Genomic DNA, 17699 nt, shown 5'->3' with positions numbered 1-17699 from the left:
CCAAGGGTGAATTCCCACGATCGCCGGTACTACCTGACCGTCTACCTCAACGACCACCTCGCCGGGGCGACGGCGGGCCGGGCCCGCTTCGCCCGCAGCGCCCGGGCCCACCAGGGGACCGAGACCGGGCGCGCGCTGGAGCGACTGCACGACGAGATCGTCGAGGACCGGCAGAGCCTGCTGCACTGGATGCGGGTCCTCGGCGTCCCCTCGCAGCGACCGTTGCAGTACGCCGGTCGGGTCGGGGAGGCGCTGGGTGCGCTCAAACCGAACGGGCACCTGGTGCGGCCCTCGCCGCTGCGGACGGTCATCGAACTGGAGGGTCTGCTGCTGGGGGTCCAGGGCAAGGCCGCCGGGTGGCGCAGCCTGCGGGAGCTGGCCCTGACCGACGAGCGCCTGGACGCCGAGGCCCTGGAGGAACTGGTCCAGCGCGCCGACCGTCAGGCCGCCGAGCTGGAGCAGCTGCGGCGCGCTGCGGTCCGCGGCGTCCTGGGGAGCTGAGGCTCCGGTGGTCGCGGCACGACGCTCGCTGCCCGTGGGGATCCTCGTCGGGATCGGGGTCGCGGGGTTCCTGGACGAGACGGTGTTCCACCAGCTCCTGCACTGGCACCACTTCTACGACCGCTCCACGTCGACGGTCGGTCTCGTCTCCGACGGCTGGTTCCACGCCGGCAGCTGGATCGCCGTCGTCGCCGGCCTGTTCCTCTTCGCGGACCTCCAGCGGCGTCGGGCCGTCGTGGGCCACCGCGTGCTGGCCGGCGGCCTCTTCGGCTGGGGCGGGTTCCAGCTCTACGACGGGCTCGTGCAGCACAAGGTGTTCGGTCTGCACCAGATCCGCTACGGCGTCGACCTGTGGCCCTACGACGTGGCGTGGAACCTGGCCGCGCTGGTCGGGTTGGTGGCCGGCACCGTCGTCCTGCTGGTGGGACGTCGGCGCGGGCGGCGGCGGGACGCGTGATCCCCGGCTGGGTGCTCCTGTTCGCGGCGGGGGTCCTCCTGGCGTCGTACCTGGTGGCGGAGGGCGGTCTGCACCGGCGGGGTGACCGGTGGCCGGTCCCGCGGACGGGTGCCGCCGTCGCCGCGGCGGTGGCGTGGGCGGTCGCCGGGTTGTGGCCGGTCCGCGGGGCCGTGGACGACGTCGTCGTCCACCTGCTGGTGACGATGGCGGCGCCCGTGCTGCTGGCGTTGTCGGCCCCCGTGAGCCTCGCCCTGCGGACCGTCCCGCCCCGGCTGCGCGGCCTGCTCGTCCTGGGTCTGCACCTGCGCTGGTCGCGGGTGGTCACCTGGCTGCCGGTCGCGACCGCCCTCGAGGTCGGCGGTCTCTACCTGTACTACCTGGTCCCGGTCCCGCCCGCGGTGCACGGACTGCTGATGGTGCACATGGTCGCGGCGGGGTGGCTGTTCGCGACCGCCCTCGTGGGACCCGACCCGGTGCCCCACCGGCCGAGCCTCGGGGGCAAGGCCGTCGCGCTGCTGACCGTCTTCGCCGCCCACGACGTCCTGGCCAAGCTCCTCTACGCCCGCGGGGGCGGCGCGGCCGCCGAACTCCTGTTCTACGGGGGTGACGTCGTCGAACTCCTGACCGCGGTCGCGCTGTTCGGTCGGTGGTACCGACGGTCCCGTCCCCGTCCGGTCGGCCGTCCGGTGCGTCCGGGTGCCGTCCGGGACCGCGCCGCGCGCTGAACTGCCCGGCACGGAGCACTTGCGGGCACGCCCGGTCGGCGTCATCGTGGCGGGAGGTCGAGCCGGGGCCGTCGTCCGAGCCCAGGAGCAGCCGTGCAGCCCACTTCGCAAGAGCGCCTCGAACACCTCACCCGGTCCCTCGTCCTCCACCTGCGGGACCTCGTCGACCAGTACCCCGAAGGCGCCGTGCTGCTCCCGCAGCAGGACGGCGAGCTCTCCGCCTGGTCGGCCCGGGTCCCGGGGTTCCCGGGTCCGATCGCCGTCGGGGTCTGCGCACGATCCGCCCTGGACGGCCCTCTCGCCCACGCCGTGGAGGAGGCGCACGACGGCGGCGGCGTCCTGGTCGTCTGCGACGTGACGGACACCTCGACGGGGGAGGCCCGGACCGTGATCCAGCTCCCCGACGACACCGACGTGGTCGAGGTGCACCACCCCTCCGAGATCGCCGGCGCGGTCATCGAAGCGCTGGCCGGGGACGTGCCCCTCGTGCTCGACGTCCGGCTGAGCCCGGAGGAGGGCGCGTCGATGTTCTCCTCGGGACGGGACGCCCAGGTGCACTGACCCGCCGGACCGGATCGCCCCGTCAGAACTCCGCCGTCTCGCCCCGGGCGACGTAGCGCACCACCGACCCGAGCCCCCGGCGTTCGACCTCGGCCCGGAAGTCGGACAACGGCGAACGGAAGACCCCGTAGTCGTCGTGGTGCACGGGCACGGCCTGCGCCGGACGCACCAGCTCGAGGACGTCGGCTCCGGCCGCGCCGTCCAGGGTGACCACCACGCCTCCCGGCAGCGTGGTGCCGCCGAGGTGCAGGACGGCGAGGTCGACGTCGGGGTAGCGCGTGGGGATCTGCCGCAGCTCCGGGACGTTCAACGTGTCGCCCGACAACCAGACCCTGCGCTCCACCGCTCCCCCCACCCGGGAGAACTCCAGCACGCTGCCCATGACGGGGGGCAGGAGGGACTCCACCGCACCGAGGGCGTGCCGGGCCGGGGTCGCGGTGACGACCACCTGGTCCGAACCGGTGGTGAGCGTGCTCGACTCCCACGTGAACAGGCCACGGACGTCACCGAAGCCGTAGCGGCCCGTGAGTCGTCGACGCGCGTGCGGAGTCGTGACGACGGGTGTCCCCCGGTCGAGCCCACGGCGGGCCACCCGGTCGAAGTGGTCCCCGTGCAGGTGCGACAGGACCACCCCGCTGAGCGGTGGCAGTTCCGCCACCGACAGCGCGGGTTCGGTGAGCCGGCGCGACAGGAGTCCCTTGCCGAGGTAGGCGAACTGGCCCCGGTGCAGGAAGTTCGGGTCGGTCAGCACGGTCACGGCGCCCCACCGGAGGAGCACGGTGGCGGTGCCGACGAACGTCAGCGACAGAGTTCGGTCCACACCGTGCAGCTACCCAGCTGCGGGCCGGACACTCGTGACCACTGCAGGTGACCCACCAGCGGAGCGCGAACCCGTCGTGAGCGGTGACGTCGCCAGGCCGGGTTCACTGCCTCCCCCGGCCGCCGGCGGTCACCGGACCACTGCCCGGCGCTGATCGCGGCCACACCGTGTACCCGACCGCCCACAGGACCTCGACCGCCACCACCACCCCGAGCAGCGGGTGGAACTGCTCCAGCGCAGCGGTCCGGGACGGGTCGTCGATCCAGGCGCGAACCCCCAGGAGGAGTGCGGTCGCCACGAGCGCTGCGGCCGTGGTGCGCAGCACGTCGGCCCAGCAACGGCGTGCGTAGTCCCAGCGGTACAGCGCCACCGGCGCGGGACCGCCCGCGAAGCGGTGGGCGAAGCGGAGGTCGGCCCAGGCCACCAGCCGGCGGCCGTAGGCGAGGGTGAACCCCAGGTAGACCGCGGCGAGTCCGTGGGCCCAGCTCGCCTGCGCGCCGGCTCGCAGGTGCGCGGCGGTCGCGACGAGCAGGACGAGGTCGACCAGCGGCACGGCCGACAACAGCACGGCACCGAGCGCCGGTGCCCGCAGCGGGTAGCGAGCCAGCAGGCCCGCCACGACCAGCAGCCAGAAACCCACTTCGCAGGCCGCGATGAGCAGCACCACAAGAACCCCTCCTTTGCTAGTACGGTCGTACTAGCAAACAAGTTAGCACGGTCGTACCAGCAACGTAGGGTTCTCCCGTGCCCAAGCTCATCGACCACACGGCCCGCGAGATCGAGGTCGCCGAAGCCGCCTGGCGGGTCGCCGCGCGTGACGGCGTCCGCGGGGTGTCGGTGCGCTCCGTGGCCGCCGAGGCCGGCATCGCCCCCGCCTCGCTGCGACGGGCCTTCCCCACCCAGGCCGCACTCCTGGCCTACTGCCTCGACCTCATCCGTCGGCGCGCAGCGGCCCGCATCACCGCGCTGGCCGAGATCACCGACACGGCGTCCGCCGCCGCGGTGCTCGAGGAACTGCTACCCCTCGACGACGAACGCCGCCTGGAAGCGGAGGTGCAGTTCTCCCTCGGAACCGCAGCCCTGGCCGACCCGTCGCTGAGGACCGTGGCCGACGCCGCGCACCGGGACGTCACCCACGCCTGCCGTCTCGTCGCGCGAGTCCTCACCGCGCCCCCGCGGACGGAACGCACCACCGCGATGTTGCACGCCCTCCTCGACGGTCTCGCCCTGCACCTGATCCGTCAGGGCGAGGACGAGCCGACCGACTGGGCGGTGGAGGTCCTGCGGCGACAACTCGCCGACCTCCACCCCGCCGACGGCGGTTCGGGGAACACGGGGGCGTGACGCTCCGGGGCGGGCCCGGCCCGGAAGGCGCCGGCGGCGACCGTCAGTGCCCGTAGTCGCCGGCCAACTGCTCCTGCTCGGACAGGACCGCCGCGATGTCCGCCTGGACGACGTCCAGCTCACCGATCACCCGACCCGTCTCGCCGATCCCCGCCGCGACGCTGCGACTGCTGGCCTGGATGTCCGCGATCTGCTCACCGACCCGTTGGGTGGCCTCCGCCGTCGCCCGCGCCAACTCCTTCACCTCTCCCGCCACCACCGCGAAGCCCTTTCCCGCCTCACCCGCACGAGCGGCCTCGATGGTGGCGTTCAGCGCCAGCAGGTTCGTCTGTCCCGCGATCGAGGAGATGATCTTGATGACGTCGCCGACGGACGTGGTGACCTGCTCCAGCGCTTCCACCTCCTGCACCATGGCGCTGGCCTGGTCGCGCGCGGCCCCCGCCACCCGGTCGGAGTTGTAGGTGGCCTGACGCAGCCGCGACACCGTGTCCATGAGCGACCGCGCCGAGGAGGCGTCCTGCTCCGCGCGGTGCAGCATCTCCAGACGCTGGGACAGCAACTGCGCGACGTTGCGCAACGCCTCGGCCCGCGAGGCGGACAGCTCGATGCTCTCGGTGGTGAAGAAGTCCATCGTCCCCACGACCTGACCCCCGCTGAGCAGGGGGAAGCAGACCCCGGCGCGCACCCCGGCCCGCTGAGCCGCCGGCGCGCGCACGCAGTCGGTCATCTCCGCCAGGTCCGCGACGAAGACCAGGTCACGCGCCTTCCACGCCCGGCCCGACAGGCCCACCCCCTCGGCGAAGGAGGCGCGCAGGGTGACGTCCCGGAACTCCTGCCCGGCCGAACCGGACTCCAGCTGGAACTTCAGCGTCCGGTCCGTCTCGTCCAGGGCCCAGAACGAGCCGTAGGCCCACCCGAAGGCGCTGCGGACCGTCTCCAACGCGGTGCGCAGGGCGCTCGCGGCGTCCGGCGCCTCTCCGACCCGGGCGATGACGGTCGTCACGGCCTGGCGGTCGTGCAGGGTCTCCGCGAGCGCCGCGGAGGACAGCGCGTGCTGCACGCCGTAGGCCACGACGCGACCGATGGCCTTCCACTTCTCCGTGCGGACCCCGAAGAAGGGCAGCGGGGCGCTGCCGTAGTACTCGTGCAGCGCCACGACGCGACCGCCCACGACGACGGGGAGGATCGCGCCCTGACCCGCACCCGCACGCGCGGCGACGGTCCAGCGCTGGTAGGTGGGCACCTCGGCGGTGGAGGACTCGTCCAGCACGGCCATGGTGTGGGTGGCGGCCCACTGCAGCTGGTCGGGGTTCAAGGTGATGGTGTCGGTGCCACTGCGGCCGAGCGCCTCGCTCAACGCTCCGGTCTCCGCGACCAGGCGGAAGGGGTGACCGGCCCCGGTCGAACCTCCGGGGGCGGGCAGCCACACCGCCCCGTAGGTCAGCCCCAGCGCCTCCGAGAGGGCCACGACGACCGCACGGTGCGCGTCGACCTCGTTCTCGACGCCGCCGGACAGGGCGGCGAGCACCGCTTCGAGGGCTTCCACGTCACGCGGCATCGGGTGCGCGGGAGAGGTGGAGCGGTGCGCGGAGGAGGAGTTCTGACGTCCGAACACGTGTGGGCACGTCCTTCCGGTCACGAGGTCCGGGGGCGCGGCGCAGCGAGTCCTGACGGAGCTCGACCGGGGAGCCGTGCTGGTACCCGGGGCCGGTTGCTCGACCTGGTGGGTGATCTCGTCGACAGCGCGGTGACGTCGTCGACGGCGCACGTCCGGACTCTTCCGGGACCGCGCACCCATCACATCGGCAGGTGGGCGAGGATCTGGAGGGGCGTCGCGCTGCGACTTCCCCCCGTGGGCCCGGTCAGGGACGCTGCCCCGGCCGGGGTCCACGGTGGTGTCGCTGCGTCACAGCTGGTCCGGGGCGTGAACCGCGCGCAGGACCCTCAGCTGCGGCCGTAGCGGCGACGGAACTTCTCCACGCGTCCCTCGGTGTCCAGGACGCGGGCGTTGCCGGTCCAGAACGGGTGGCTGGCGGAGGAGACGTCGACGTCGACGACGGGGTAGGTGGCGCCCTCCCACTCCACGGTGGGCAGACCGGCGCGCGCGGTCAGCGTGGAACGCGACAGGAACGCGGTGCCGGCGGACTTGTCGCGGAACACGACGTCGTCGTAGGCGGGGTGGGTGTGGAGCTTCACGGTGACCTCCGGGTGGGCTGTTCTGACGTTCCCTCATGAGAACTCTTCTCAGTGGAGGGTTGTTCCCGTCCCCGGGCCCGTGCTCACCTACGCTGGCGCGGGTGAACAGCAGCAGGAGATCCGGACGCAGCGAACGTGCGGTCCGCGCCGTGCAGCACGCCACCCGCGTGCTGGACCGCCCCGTCACCACCGCCCGCCTGGGGCAGCGCCTGCACGACCTGACCGAGGCGGCGACCGACCTCGCCACCGTCGCGGGTCTCGACCTCGACTCCCCCACCGACCTCTACGGCGACGGCGTCGTCACCGTCCTGGAGCGACGCGTGGCGGACCTCCTGGGGAAGGAGGACGCCGCGTTCTTCCCCACCGGAACGATGGCCCAGCAGGCGGCACTGCGGTGCTGGGCCCGCCGCGGAGGGTCGGACGGTGTCGCCCTGCACGCCCTGTCCCACCCCCGCCTGCACGAGTCCGAGGCCCTCACCCGCCTCGCCGGCCTGCACACCGTCCCCCTCACCACCGCACCGCGACCCACCAGCGCCGAGGACGTCCACGCCGTCGCCGAACCGTTCGCCACCCTGGTCCTCGAACTGCCCCTGCGTGACGCCGGGTTCGTCCTGCCCTCCTTCGAGGAACTGGTGGACGTCACCGCGGCGGCCCGGACGCGCGGCGCGTCCGTCCACTTCGACGGCGCTCGCCTCTGGGAGACCACCACCCACTTCGGCCGTCCCCTCCCCGAGGTCGCGGCCCTGGCGGACAGCGTCTACGTCTCCTTCTACAAGTCCCTGCGCGGCCTCTCCGGGGCCGCCCTGGCGGGACCCGCCGACTTCGTCGAGGAAACCCGCCTCGAACGTCACCGCTACGGCGGCAACGTCTTCCAGCAGTTCCCGGCCGTCCTCACCGCACTGCACGGCCTGCACCGCGAACTCCCCCGGTTGCCCGACCACGTCGCCCACGCCCGTGTCGTCGCCGACGCCCTCACCCGAGAACTCGCCGAGCGACCCGACCGGGGGTCCACCGGTTCCCCCGGGGCCGCGGTCCACCCCGCCGTCCCGCACACCCACCAGTTCCAGTTCTGGTTCCCCGGGCCGGCCGACCGGCTGGACGAGGCCGCCACCCGGCAGGCCGAACGGACCGGCACCGCGCTGTTCGCCAACCCCTGGCGCGAACCCGGGCTGCCTCCGGGGTTCTCCTTCACCGAGGTCACCGTCGGGGAGGCCGGGCTCGCCTGGAGCGCCGACGACGTGCGCAGCGCTCTCCACGAGTTCCTCGGGTTCTTCGACACCGGTGCCTGAACGGGGGTCGCCGGGGCCGCACCGCTCCCCGGCGACCCGCGCGGTGGCCGTCTCCACCACCGCGGACTGGAGCCACCGGCACTCGTCCCGTGGCGGGGCTCCCCGAACCAGGAAATCGGGAAGCGCTCCGAGGCGGAAGGTGTCCTCCGCCGGCGCAGCCGTCCCGACGTGTCCCGCAACGACTCCACGGAGACGTGCACCTGTTCCAGGCTGGAACGGTCCGCGGCGCTGGCCCCTCGGCACGACTGGGCCGGACGGGTTGCGGGAGTCGGGGACACGGGCGGTACCCGGGGTATGGTCGTGGCACGAGCGACGCCCGTGAGGGCGGTGCTTCGTGCGGGTCAGGTGTCCGTGGTGACGCGCTCCGGTTCCACCGGAGAGGGCCAGGTTCAAGCCCTGGGACCCGCTCTTCCTGTCCTTCCTCCGCGGGTGGTCACCCGTACGGCGCCTGTGCCGTGAGGCAACCGTTGCCGATACCTGTTCTGCCGCCCCCACCAGGCGGGGAGCACCACGGCGACGAGAGGCACGACCATGCCCGGCACCGACTGGGAGCAGCGCGCGAGCTGCCGCGACTACGTCGAGGTCTTCGACCAGACCTTCGACTCCACGACCCGCACCAGTGCCCGCCACCACGGTCTCGCCGCCGAGGTCTGCCAGACCTGTCCCGTGCGGCGCGACTGCCTGCGGGAGGCGCTGGCCGTCGAGACGGCCACCACCCGCTTCGGGATGCGGGCCGGCCTCATGCCCGCCCAGCGGAGTCACCTGGCCCGGCAGAGCGCGTGACGCGGAGCGGGGCAGGTCACCGGCGGGTGGAGCCCGGTCCCGCCTGGTGCAGCAGCGCCGCGAACGCCCGGGGGTCCTCCAGCGGTCCCAGGTGACCCGTCGCCGTCGTGGTGAGCTCCGCCCCCGGGACGGCCGCCGCGATCGCCGTGTGGAACTCGGGCGGGCAGAGGGCGTCGTGGATCCCGGAGACCACCCGGACCGGCACGGTGAGCGCCGGCAGGCGGCCGAGCAGGTCCTGTCGGCTGTCCTGCAGCGCCAGTTGACGACGCAGCACCACCGCTCCGACGGCGTCCGCCATCGCCAGGGTCCGTTCGACCAGGTCCGGCCGGGCGACCGCCGTGGACGGGGCGAGCAGCAGGGGCAGGATCTCCTGCTGCAGGACGCGCGGCGGGACGCCCGCGTCCAGCCGCCGTCGCCACTCCCCCCACCCCCGGCGTTGCGCGTCCGTGGGCGCCCGAGCGTTCGTCGCCGTCAGCAGCAGTCCCGCGACGCGTTCGGGGGCCCGCAGGGCCAGGGCCATCGCGACGACGGCCCCCAGGGACGAACCCCCCAGGAGGAAGCGCGGCGGGAGCGTGCGCAGCAGGTGCCCGACCTGCTCGTCCACGCTCTCCCGGTCCAGCGGCGGGGTGAGGGCGTCGTCCACCCCGCACCCGCTCCACAGGTCCTCGGAGCAGTTCATCCCCGCCAGCAGCACCCAGCGCGTCACCCTGCCGGCCCCCCGTTCAGCCCTTGACCGCCCCGTCGCTCAACCCCGCCACCAGGTACTTCTGGGCGACGAAGGCGATGACGACGACGGGCAGGGTCAGCAGCAGCGACGCCGCTCCGGCCTGTTGCAGCATGGGCAGGGTCTGGCCCAGCTGGGTGGCGATGAACACCGGGACGGTCTTGGACGAACTGTCCGTCAGCACCAGCGCCGTCAGGTACTCCTGGAAGGCGAAGAGGAAGACGAAGATCCCCGCGGTCAGGATCCCGGGCCGCATCAACGGGATCATCACGCGGCGGAGCATGCCGATGCGGGTGCAACCGTCGATCATGGCCGCCTCGTCGAGTTCCCGGGGGATCTCCGCGAAGAAGTTGCGCAGCAGCCAGATGGTGAAGGGCTGGTTGATGGCGACGAGGGCCACGGCCAGGGCGAACGTCGTGTCGTAGATCCCCAGGGCCCGGCTGATGTCGTACATCGGCAGCACGACCGAGAACCGCGGCAGGGCGCGGAACACCAGGGCGAGCACCAGGAGGAACGCCGAGACGTAGGTCGGGAACCGCGACAGCGCGTACGCGGCCGGGATGCCGATGACGAGGGCGATGACGGTCGAGATGACGGCCACCGCGAGGGTGTTCGTCAGGTAGTCGGCGAAGTACGTCGTCTGCCACAGGTCCGCGAAGGCCCGCAGCGTCGGGGTGTACCCGGAGAACACCGGCGGGTTGGCGAAGGCCACGTTCGTGGGTTTCGTGACCGAGAGGGCCATCCACAGGAACGGCAGCAGCGTCACGACGCACACGGCGCCGAGCAGGACCCCGGTCACCACCGGCCTGCGCGGCCGGACCTGCCGCAGGACCGTCGTCCCCGCCGGGTGGTCCAACCGGGTCGGTGGTTCGGTGTGCACGGTCATCGGGCCACCTTCGCTTCCTTGAAGATCCCGCGGATGAAGGGGACGAGCATGAGGAGGATCAACCCGATCGTCAGGACGTTGATCGCGCTGCCCAGGCCCAGGTTCTGCGCTCCGTCGGCGAAGGCCACCGAGTAGACGTACATCATGATCGACTCGTTGCCGATGGCCGCGGCCTGCGGGGACAGCGGGATGAGGCTGTCGAAGGTGCGCAGCACGTCCATGATCGAGATCAGCGTCACGAAACCCAGCACCCCGCGGATGGTGGGGATGATGACCCGCACGTGCGTCTGGACCGCGGAGGCGCCGTCGATGGTCGCCGCCTCGCGCAGTTCGGCGGGGACGGACTGCAGCGCCGCCAGCACGATCAGCATCGCGAACGGCAGCATGTGCCACACGGTGTTGGAGGTGACGAGGAAGGCGTTGGGGACCTGGTCGGTGAACCACAGGACCGGGGACCCGCCGAGGGCGTCGACGAAGCGGTTGACCAGCCCGCCGAAGTTGTCGTCGAACAACCACGAGTAGGCGACGGCCCCGACGAGGTTCGGCAGGACGTAGGACACCAGCATGATGCCGAGCACGAGGGGCCGCGAGGTCGTCAGCCGGTTCACCCCGACCGCGACGAGGTAGCCGAGCACCAGCAGGACGGCCGTGGTCACCACGGTGATGACGACGGTGAACAGGACGGCCCGGCCGAACCGCGCATCGGTCAGGGCCGTGGCGAAGTTCGCCAGCCCGACGAACGTGCCGGGCGTCCCGTACCGGACGCTCTCCAGGCTCCACTGCACCGTGCGCACGAGGGGCAGCACCAGCAGACCGACCATGACGACCAGGCTGGGTGAGAACAGCAACCAGAACTCACGGGGTTTCACGGACGACCTCCCGGACGACGGTGGACTGGGTCGAGACCTCGCACCCCGACCTCAACCGACCAGACCTTCGCCGGCCGCCTGCATCTGGGCCGTCCCCGCCTCGACGCTGACCTCACCGGTGAGGACCTGCACGAGGATCGGCCGGATCGCCGTGCTCAGGTCGGCCAGGACCGGGGAGACGACCGGCGGCATGGTGGAGGCGATGGAGGCGTTGGCCGCCTCGCCGTAGGGAGAGTTCGACGGCGTGACGAGCCCTTCGCGGGCCGGGTAGGCGGCGGGGATCGACGCCTTCGAGGCGTCCTCACCGACAGCCGAGGCCATCATCGTGAAGAGCATGTCGTGGTCGAGCTTCGTGTTCGTCGGGATCGACCAGCCGTCGATGGAGAGGCGGCTGTAGCTGTACGGCGCGTCCGCGGTCACCTTGGGCGCACCGGCGAAGGCGAAGTCCTTCGAGAGGTCGCTGTTGGTGGGCAGCGTGAGGTCGTTCATCCGGCCCGAGAACATGACGGCCATGGCGGCGGTGCCGTTGAACATCTGCTGCTGGACCTTGGGCTGGTCGAACGTCGTCACCTGCGGGTCGAGGTACGGCTTGAGGCTCAGCATCGCCTCGAGCGCCTGCTTCGCCTCCGGGGTGTCGAGCGTGACCGTGCCGTCGGCGTCCACGAAGTCGGCACCGAAGGAGTTCATGGCGGCCTCGAAGCTCGTGGTCACGTCGGACGTGGCCAGCCACGGGAGGGCGATCGGGTACTGCATGGTGCCGGCGGCCTTGATGGCCTCGGCGGCCGTGACCATGTCGGCGAACGTCGTCGGCGCGGGCAGCCCGAGTTCCTCGAAGACGTCGGTGCGGTAGGCGAGGACGAACATCTGCGCCTGCATCGGCAGGGCGTAGAGCTTGCCGTCGTAGGACATCCCCTGCCGCATGGACTCGCTGATCGCGTCGAGCCCGAAGTCCTTGCCGTGTTCGTCGTAGAGGTCGTCGAGGGGGACGAGTTTCTCGTCCTCGGCCAGCGACGGGATGACGAACCCGTAGGTCTCGAGGATGTCGTAGGTCCCGGTGTCGCCGGCCAGCGTCGCGGTGGTCTTGGTGACCTGGCCGCCGAAGTCGATGGGGTCGTGCTTGACCGTGACGGGGTCCTTGGTGCAGCTCGAGACCATCGTGTTGGTGAAGGGGTCGATGGCCGAGGAGTTGTAGGCGAGCACGTTGACGGTGGTGTCCGACGCCGGGGCCTCGTAATCGCAGGTGACCGAGGTCGCGTTGTCGTTCCCAACACGACTCCCCGCACCGCAACCGGTCACGACGAGAGCACCCGCGACGGCCGCGGCGATGAGGACGAAGGCGCGCTTCTCTGTGGGCATGATGTGACCGTATACGTATGCATTTCTGAAGGGAAGAGTTCCCGGTAACAGCTGTGTGAACTCCGTTCCCGGCGTCAGGCGTGCGGGACGAGGAGTTCCGCGAGGTGCGCCATGAGGGCGTGCGCGAGGTTGTAGACCACGATCTGCGCGCCGTCCTCGAACGCCGCCGACGCCCGTGGGGAACTCCCGACGATGTCCACCCGGAGTTTCCCGCCGGCCGCGACGGCCGCGTTGATCCGGGCGATCGCGGCGGGGACCGGCAGGTCGTCCGGACCGGTGGCCGCAGCGAGGTCGGCGGGTCCCACCATGATGCCGTCCAACCCCGGGGTCGCGACGATCTCCTCGACCGCGCCGACCCCGGCGGGCGACTCGACCATGCCCAGGACCAGGGTGCGGCGCAACAGGTCGGCCAGGTGCGTCCGGGCGTCCGTGGTGCCGAACCGCCCGGCCCGCCCGTACGTCGCGAAACCCCGCCGACCCACCGGTGGGTAGTGCGCGGCGGCGACCACCGCGGCCGCCTCGTCGGCGCTGTCGACGTGCGGGGCGAGGATGCCCTCGGCCCCCTGGTCGAGGACCCGCAGGACCATCCCCGGGTCGTCGCTGCCGACCCGCACCAGGACGGGAACTCCGTGCAGCGCGGCGCAGGCGATGTGCTGGCGCAGCGCCAGCACGTCGGCCGGGCCGTGCTCGCAGTCGATCAGCACGAAGTCGTAGCCGGCCACGCAGACCATCTCCACGAGTTCCTCCGCAGGCATCCGCAGCAGCACCCCGAGCAGACGTTCGCCGGCCTGTGCGCGCTCGCGCAACGACGTGTCGGCGCGCTCGCGCAACGCCGCCATCACGCCACCATCCCGGCGGAGAGGTCGACGTCGGCCCCGCACATGCCGGGCATCGCGAGCATGGCCAGCACGGCCCGTCCGACCTCCTCCTCGGTGACCATGCGCCCCAGGGCCGCGCGCGAGACGAACGCCTCCTCCGCGACCTCGACCGGAACCCCCCGACGTTGCGCCTCGAGCCGGAGGTTGCGTTCCATCCGCGGTCCGAGCACGGGCCCGGGCGAGAGGGAGTTCACGCTCACCCCCGCCGGGCCGACCTCGAAGGCCAACGTCGAGGTGAGTCCGAGGACGGCCATCTTGGACGCGCAGTAGGGGGTGCGGTTCGCGAGGGGGCGCTTGCCCGAGACCGACGCGAGGTTGACGACGTCCCCGGACCCCCGCGCGACCATCGCCGGCAGGAAGGCGCGGCACAGCAGGAACGTGCCCCGCACGTTGACGTCGAACACCGCGTCCCAGTCGTCGACGGAGATCTCCGTCAGGGGGGCCACCGGCCCGGGGACCCCGGCGTTGTTCACCAGGACCGAGATCTCCTCCTCCGCCAGCTCGGTCCGCAGGCGCTCGACCGCGGCCTCGTCGGCGACGTCGCAGGACGCGGTGCGGGTGCGCTCCCCCAGCCGCCCGGCGACCTCGTCCAACCGGCCGCGGTCGCGTCCCACCAGCACGACGCGCGCGCCGGCCCCGTGCAGCGCGGTCGCGATGGCGGCCCCGAGACCGCTCCCGCCGCCGGTGACCAGCGCGGTCCGGCCGGTGAGGTCGGTGAGGTCGGTCACGGCGTCCCCGTCCCGACCGCGAGCGCGTCCTCGATCCAGTCGAAGCGGCGGCCGGTGTGCTTCCAGGCCCGGACGTCGCCGGAGCGGGCGTGTCCCTCGAAGAGCTCCACCCGCGCGGCACGGCCGCAGACCTCCCCCAGCCGGGCCGAGGACGCCGGGTCGCTGATCTCCTGGTACGTGACCGTGCGCAGGTACTTGCCGACCCACAGACCTCCGGTGTAGCGGGCCGCGCCCAGCGTGGGCAGCACGTGGTTGGTGCCGATCACCTTGTCGCCGTAGGAGACGCAGGTGTTCTCCCCGAGGAACAGCGCGCCGTAGTCGTGCATCTTCACCAGCGCCTCGCGCGGTGCGCGGGTGAAGACCTGCACGTGCTCGAAGGCGAAGGAGTCCGCCAGCGCGTACGCCTCGTCGAGGTCGTCCACCACCAGCACCTGACCCCAGTCGCGCCAGGCCGGTCCCGCGTAGTCGGCGGTCGGCAGGCCGGGCAGCAGCCGTTCGACGTGCTCGAGCACCCGCTCGCCCAGCGCGCGCGAGGTGGTGATGAGCACCGCGGGCGACTCGGGACCGTGCTCGGCCTGCGAGAGCAGGTCGACCGCGACGAGGAAGGGGTCGGCGGAGTCGTCGGCGACGACGAGGATCTCGGTGGGTCCGGCGAACAGGTCGATGCCGACCTCCCCGAACAGCTGCCGCTTCGCCTCGGCGACGTAGGCGTTGCCGGGACCGGCCAGGAGGTTCACCGGGGCGATGCTCTCCGTGCCCAGGGCCATGGCCGCGATGGCCTGCACCCCACCGAGGACGTGGATCTCGTCGGCCCCGGCGAGTTTCATGGCCGCGATGGTGGCGGCCGGGACCTCACCCCGGATGGGTGGGGTGCAGGCCACGACGCGGGGTACGCCCGCCACCTTGGCGGTGACGATCGTCATGTGCGCGGACGCCGTCAGCGGGTACTTCCCCCCGGGGACGTAGGCGCCGACCGCCTGCACGGGCACGTGCTTCTGCCCGAGCCGCACTCCGGGCAGGGTCTCGACCTCGAGGTCGACGAGGGAGTCGCGCTGGGCCTGGGCGAAGGTGCGCACCTGGTCCTGGACGAACCGGATGTCCTCGATCACCTGGGGGTCGAGACCGGCCACGATCTCCTCGACCTGGTCGTCGTCGAGCCGGGAGGGTCGCGTCCAGCCGTCGAACTGCTCGGCGTAGCGGCGGACCGCGTCGTCGCCCTCGCGACGGACAGCGGCGACGATCGTCCCCACCCGCTCGGCGACGTCGGCCTGGGCCGTGTCCGCGAAGGACTTCGTGGGGGCGCTCTTGAGCTGCAGGGGCATCGTCGGACCCTCGTTCCGTGGTGGTGTGCAGGGGTTTGCGTATACGTATGCTCGAACTGCGTCTACGTATACCTGACCGAGGCACCCGTCGGCTAGACTCCAGCGGTCGCAGCGGGTCGCGGAAGGGTTCACCCATGGCAGTCACGAGCCGCGACGTCGCCCGTGTGGCCGGCGTCTCCCAGCCCACGGTCTCCCGGGCCCTGCGGGACGACCCCCGGCTCTCGAGCGCCACGAAGCAGCGCGTCCGCGAGGCCGCCCAACTGCTCGGGTACGTGCTCAGCGACGCCGGCCGGGCCCTGTCCTCCGGGCGCACCCGGCGCATCGGGTTGCTCGTCACCGACCTGAACAACGAGTTCTACCACCACATCATCGCGCCGGTGCACCACGAACTCGAGAGCCGCGGGTACCAGCTCCTGCTGCACACCGAGTCCGACGACAACGGGAGCGTGGTGGACCGCCTGCTGGCGAACGGGATGGACGGGGTCGTCCTGGCCACGACCACGATCGACTCCACCGCACCCCTGCGGTTGCGCGACCGGGGGCTGCCGTTCGTCTACCTCAACCGCACCAGCACCCAGGTCGACGCCGACGCCACGGTCGTGGATCCCGTGCCGGGCTTCACGGCTGCCGTCCGCCGTGCGGTCGAGTTCGGCCACCGCCGGGTGGGCGCCGTGCTCGGACCGACCAACACCAGCACGGGACAGAGCCGGGAACTCGCGCTGCGCTCGGCCCTGGCCGACCACGGCCTGCCCCTGGAGACGCGGTACGTGCGCCGCGGCCCCTACGACACCGCCGTCGGCGACGCCGCGGTGAGCGAACTGCTGGCACTGCCCGAACCCCCCACGCTGATCTTCTGCGGCAACGACGTGGTCGCCTACGGCGCCCTCAACGCCGCCGGCCGCACCGGCGTGCACGTCCCCCGGGACGTCTCGATCGTGGGTTTCGACGACCTCCCGCCCGCCGCCTGGCCGATCGTGCAGCTCTCGACCATCGCCTACGACTTCGAGCAGATGGCCCGCGAGGCGGCCCGGCTCGCCGTGCGCCGCATCGAGGACCCAGGAGCCCCCCTGTCCCACACCACGTTCACCACCACCTTCGTCGAGCGCGGAACCCTCGGGACCGCGGGCTGACGCCCCGAGCCACCGGGCGCAGCCCCTTGCACCGGTTTGTGCATACGCATACGCTCAGCGTCGTGGTGGGCGCAGCAGCCCACCGCGACCACCGACGAAGGGATGCTCCCCAGTGGCTCTCGATCCGGTCGCGTACGCGCCGTACGCGGATCCCGACGACTTCATCCGCGAGGTGACCGACCTCATCTGGGTCGACCGCTCCATCAGCTTCATCCGCGAGAACTACGAACCGGACTCGATCGTCCACGGCGCCTACGGGACCTCCACCACACGGCAGGAGGTGATCGAGGGGACGCTGCAGCGCATCTCGGCGGACCCGGACCGGACCGGCCAGGCCGAGGACGTGGTGTGGGAGGCGCGGGGCCAGGACGCGTTCCTCAGCTCCCACCTCGTGCTGTCGGGGCACCTGCACACCTCCGCGCACAGCCGCACCATCGCCAACTGCCTCTACCGACGCGGCCGCATGGTCGAGGAGTGGGTCGTGCGCGACTCCCTCGCCGGCGCGCTGGACCTGGGGCTGGACCTCGACGAGCTCGCCCGGGCTCAGACCTTCCGCGGGTACACGGGTTCCTGGACCCAGCCCGCACCGGTCGACGTCGTCGTCGCGGGCGACTCCGGCCCCCGTCCGGACGAGCACCGCCCCGAGGTCGAACGCGTCCTGGAGATGATCCAGACGGTCTGGAACGACCGCGACCTGCAGAAGGTGGAGACGTTCTTCGCCCGCGACCTCGTCCTGCTGACCGTCGGGAACCAGGTCGTCATCCGTCCCGAGGGGTACCGCCGGGCCCTGCTGCGGTTCCTGGAGTGCTTCCCGGCGGGGCAGTTCGAGGTCCGCGACGTCCAGACCAACCACGACGTCCGCTACGCCGGGCTGCGGGTCGCGGTGACGTGGAAGTTCGTCGGCGACTACATCGGCGCCCCCACCTACGGTCCGCGCACGGGGAAACCCGTCGACGTGCTGGGGATCTCGCAGTTCACGTTCCACCGCGGCGCTCTCGTCAGGGAGGTGCGCCTGTACGACGACATCGCCCTGCGCACCCAGATCGCGGCCGCCCGCGGCGACGGCGACACCGTACCCGTCAACATCTACTGAGGATCCCCCGAGAACCACCGAGGACCTCGACCCCCTC

20 protein-coding genes are annotated in these 17699 nt (G+C 72.1%); 9 read left to right on the top strand and 11 right to left on the bottom strand.

Annotated elements, in window-relative coordinates; translation table 11 throughout:
- Positions 1-6: 6 nt before the first annotated feature.
- From ACFQ46_RS18245 to ACFQ46_RS18230, 4 genes are all read left to right on the top strand, one after another.
- Positions 7-501 carry a hypothetical protein gene (locus ACFQ46_RS18245; protein WP_380260773.1) on the top strand — a complete coding sequence of 165 codons (495 nt, stop codon included), beginning with the start codon at positions 7-9 and terminating at the stop codon, positions 499-501.
- Between the two features lie 7 nt (positions 502-508).
- On the top strand, positions 509-958 hold the full coding sequence (locus ACFQ46_RS18240) for a DUF2243 domain-containing protein (RefSeq protein ID WP_380260772.1): 450 nt from the start codon (positions 509-511) through the stop codon (positions 956-958).
- An 11-nt stretch (positions 959-969) separates the two neighbouring features.
- A complete protein-coding gene (locus ACFQ46_RS18235) occupies positions 970-1683 on the top strand; it encodes a cytochrome c oxidase assembly protein (RefSeq protein ID WP_380260771.1) in 714 nt (237 codons plus the stop codon).
- A gap of 93 nt (positions 1684-1776) precedes the next feature.
- A complete protein-coding gene (locus tag ACFQ46_RS18230; protein WP_380260770.1) occupies positions 1777-2244 on the top strand; it encodes a hypothetical protein in 468 nt (155 codons plus the stop codon).
- A gap of 22 nt (positions 2245-2266) precedes the next feature.
- On the opposite strand, the gene ACFQ46_RS18225 is transcribed toward ACFQ46_RS18230, so the two are convergent.
- Positions 2267-3064, bottom strand: a complete 798-nt coding sequence (locus ACFQ46_RS18225) for an MBL fold metallo-hydrolase (RefSeq protein WP_380260769.1) — start codon at positions 3062-3064, stop codon at positions 2267-2269.
- 103 nt (positions 3065-3167) lie between these two features.
- Positions 3168-3728 carry a hypothetical protein gene (locus ACFQ46_RS18220; protein ID WP_380260768.1) on the bottom strand — a complete coding sequence of 187 codons (561 nt, stop codon included), beginning with the start codon at positions 3726-3728 and terminating at the stop codon, positions 3168-3170.
- Positions 3729-3808: 80 nt separating this feature from the next.
- On the opposite strand from ACFQ46_RS18220, the gene ACFQ46_RS18215 reads away from it, so the two are divergent.
- Complete coding sequence (locus ACFQ46_RS18215; protein WP_380260767.1) at positions 3809-4408, top strand: TetR/AcrR family transcriptional regulator; 600 nt, start codon at positions 3809-3811, stop codon at positions 4406-4408.
- A 43-nt stretch (positions 4409-4451) separates the two neighbouring features.
- On the opposite strand, the gene ACFQ46_RS18210 is transcribed toward ACFQ46_RS18215, so the two are convergent.
- Complete coding sequence (locus ACFQ46_RS18210; protein ID WP_380260766.1) at positions 4452-6023, bottom strand: methyl-accepting chemotaxis protein; 1572 nt, start codon at positions 6021-6023, stop codon at positions 4452-4454.
- Between the two features lie 329 nt (positions 6024-6352).
- The gene (locus ACFQ46_RS18205) at positions 6353-6604 is read right to left on the bottom strand and encodes a type B 50S ribosomal protein L31 (RefSeq protein ID WP_328292874.1); all 252 of its coding nucleotides are present in this window, start codon (positions 6602-6604) and stop codon (positions 6353-6355) included.
- Positions 6605-6696: 92 nt separating this feature from the next.
- On the opposite strand from ACFQ46_RS18205, the gene ACFQ46_RS18200 reads away from it, so the two are divergent.
- Together ACFQ46_RS18200 and ACFQ46_RS18195 are read left to right on the top strand one after the other, a co-directional pair.
- Complete coding sequence (locus tag ACFQ46_RS18200; RefSeq protein WP_380260984.1) at positions 6697-7893, top strand: threonine aldolase family protein; 1197 nt, start codon at positions 6697-6699, stop codon at positions 7891-7893.
- Positions 7894-8424: 531 nt separating this feature from the next.
- Positions 8425-8676, top strand: a complete 252-nt coding sequence (locus tag ACFQ46_RS18195; RefSeq protein ID WP_328292887.1) for a WhiB family transcriptional regulator — start codon at positions 8425-8427, stop codon at positions 8674-8676.
- 16 nt (positions 8677-8692) lie between these two features.
- On the opposite strand, the gene ACFQ46_RS18190 is transcribed toward ACFQ46_RS18195, so the two are convergent.
- The 7 genes from ACFQ46_RS18190 to hisD all read right to left on the bottom strand — a co-directional run bounded on the left by ACFQ46_RS18190 (position 8693) and on the right by hisD (position 15439).
- A complete protein-coding gene (locus ACFQ46_RS18190; RefSeq protein WP_380260765.1) occupies positions 8693-9382 on the bottom strand; it encodes an alpha/beta fold hydrolase in 690 nt (229 codons plus the stop codon).
- Positions 9383-9398: 16 nt separating this feature from the next.
- Positions 9399-10286: a carbohydrate ABC transporter permease gene (locus ACFQ46_RS18185; RefSeq protein ID WP_380260764.1), complete on the bottom strand. Its 888-nt coding sequence runs from the start codon at positions 10284-10286 to the stop codon at positions 9399-9401.
- A complete protein-coding gene (locus ACFQ46_RS18180) occupies positions 10283-11155 on the bottom strand; it encodes a carbohydrate ABC transporter permease (RefSeq protein ID WP_380160904.1) in 873 nt (290 codons plus the stop codon). Before ACFQ46_RS18180 ends, ACFQ46_RS18185 begins: the two co-directional genes overlap by 4 nt.
- 51 nt (positions 11156-11206) lie before the next feature.
- The gene (locus tag ACFQ46_RS18175) at positions 11207-12511 is read right to left on the bottom strand and encodes an ABC transporter substrate-binding protein (protein ID WP_380260763.1); all 1305 of its coding nucleotides are present in this window, start codon (positions 12509-12511) and stop codon (positions 11207-11209) included.
- Positions 12512-12585: 74 nt separating this feature from the next.
- Positions 12586-13350, bottom strand: a complete 765-nt coding sequence (locus ACFQ46_RS18170; protein WP_380260762.1) for an HpcH/HpaI aldolase/citrate lyase family protein — start codon at positions 13348-13350, stop codon at positions 12586-12588.
- A complete protein-coding gene (locus ACFQ46_RS18165; protein ID WP_380260761.1) occupies positions 13350-14117 on the bottom strand; it encodes an SDR family NAD(P)-dependent oxidoreductase in 768 nt (255 codons plus the stop codon). Before ACFQ46_RS18165 ends, ACFQ46_RS18170 begins: the two co-directional genes overlap by 1 nt.
- Positions 14114-15439, bottom strand: coding sequence for a histidinol dehydrogenase (gene hisD, locus ACFQ46_RS18160; protein WP_380260760.1), 1326 nt, complete (start codon positions 15437-15439; stop codon positions 14114-14116). Before hisD ends, ACFQ46_RS18165 begins: the two co-directional genes overlap by 4 nt.
- 134 nt (positions 15440-15573) lie before the next feature.
- Between hisD and ACFQ46_RS18155 the strand changes: the two genes are divergently transcribed.
- On the top strand, positions 15574-16569 hold the full coding sequence (locus ACFQ46_RS18155; protein WP_380260759.1) for a LacI family DNA-binding transcriptional regulator: 996 nt from the start codon (positions 15574-15576) through the stop codon (positions 16567-16569).
- Between the two features lie 112 nt (positions 16570-16681).
- Positions 16682-17662, top strand: a complete 981-nt coding sequence (locus ACFQ46_RS18150) for an ester cyclase (protein WP_380260758.1) — start codon at positions 16682-16684, stop codon at positions 17660-17662.
- The last annotated feature ends 37 nt before the right edge of the window (positions 17663-17699 follow it).

The organism is Kineococcus sp. GCM10028916, assembly GCF_042674865.1.
Taxonomy (GTDB): domain Bacteria; phylum Actinomycetota; class Actinomycetes; order Actinomycetales; family Kineococcaceae; genus Kineococcus.
This window is presented reverse-complemented; position numbering and strand designations above follow the sequence as displayed.

Coding starts and splice junctions, on each gene's coding strand:
- ACFQ46_RS18195 (WP_328292887.1), top strand. CDS start 8,425: ATGCCCGGCACCGACTGGGAGCAGCGCGCGAGCTGCCGCGACTACGTC.
- ACFQ46_RS18185 (WP_380260764.1), bottom strand. CDS start 10,286: ATGACCGTGCACACCGAACCACCGACCCGGTTGGACCACCCGGCGGGG.
- ACFQ46_RS18175 (WP_380260763.1), bottom strand. CDS start 12,511: ATGCCCACAGAGAAGCGCGCCTTCGTCCTCATCGCCGCGGCCGTCGCG.
- ACFQ46_RS18170 (WP_380260762.1), bottom strand. CDS start 13,350: ATGGCGGCGTTGCGCGAGCGCGCCGACACGTCGTTGCGCGAGCGCGCA.
- hisD (WP_380260760.1), bottom strand. CDS start 15,439: ATGCCCCTGCAGCTCAAGAGCGCCCCCACGAAGTCCTTCGCGGACACG.
- ACFQ46_RS18155 (WP_380260759.1), top strand. CDS start 15,574: ATGGCAGTCACGAGCCGCGACGTCGCCCGTGTGGCCGGCGTCTCCCAG.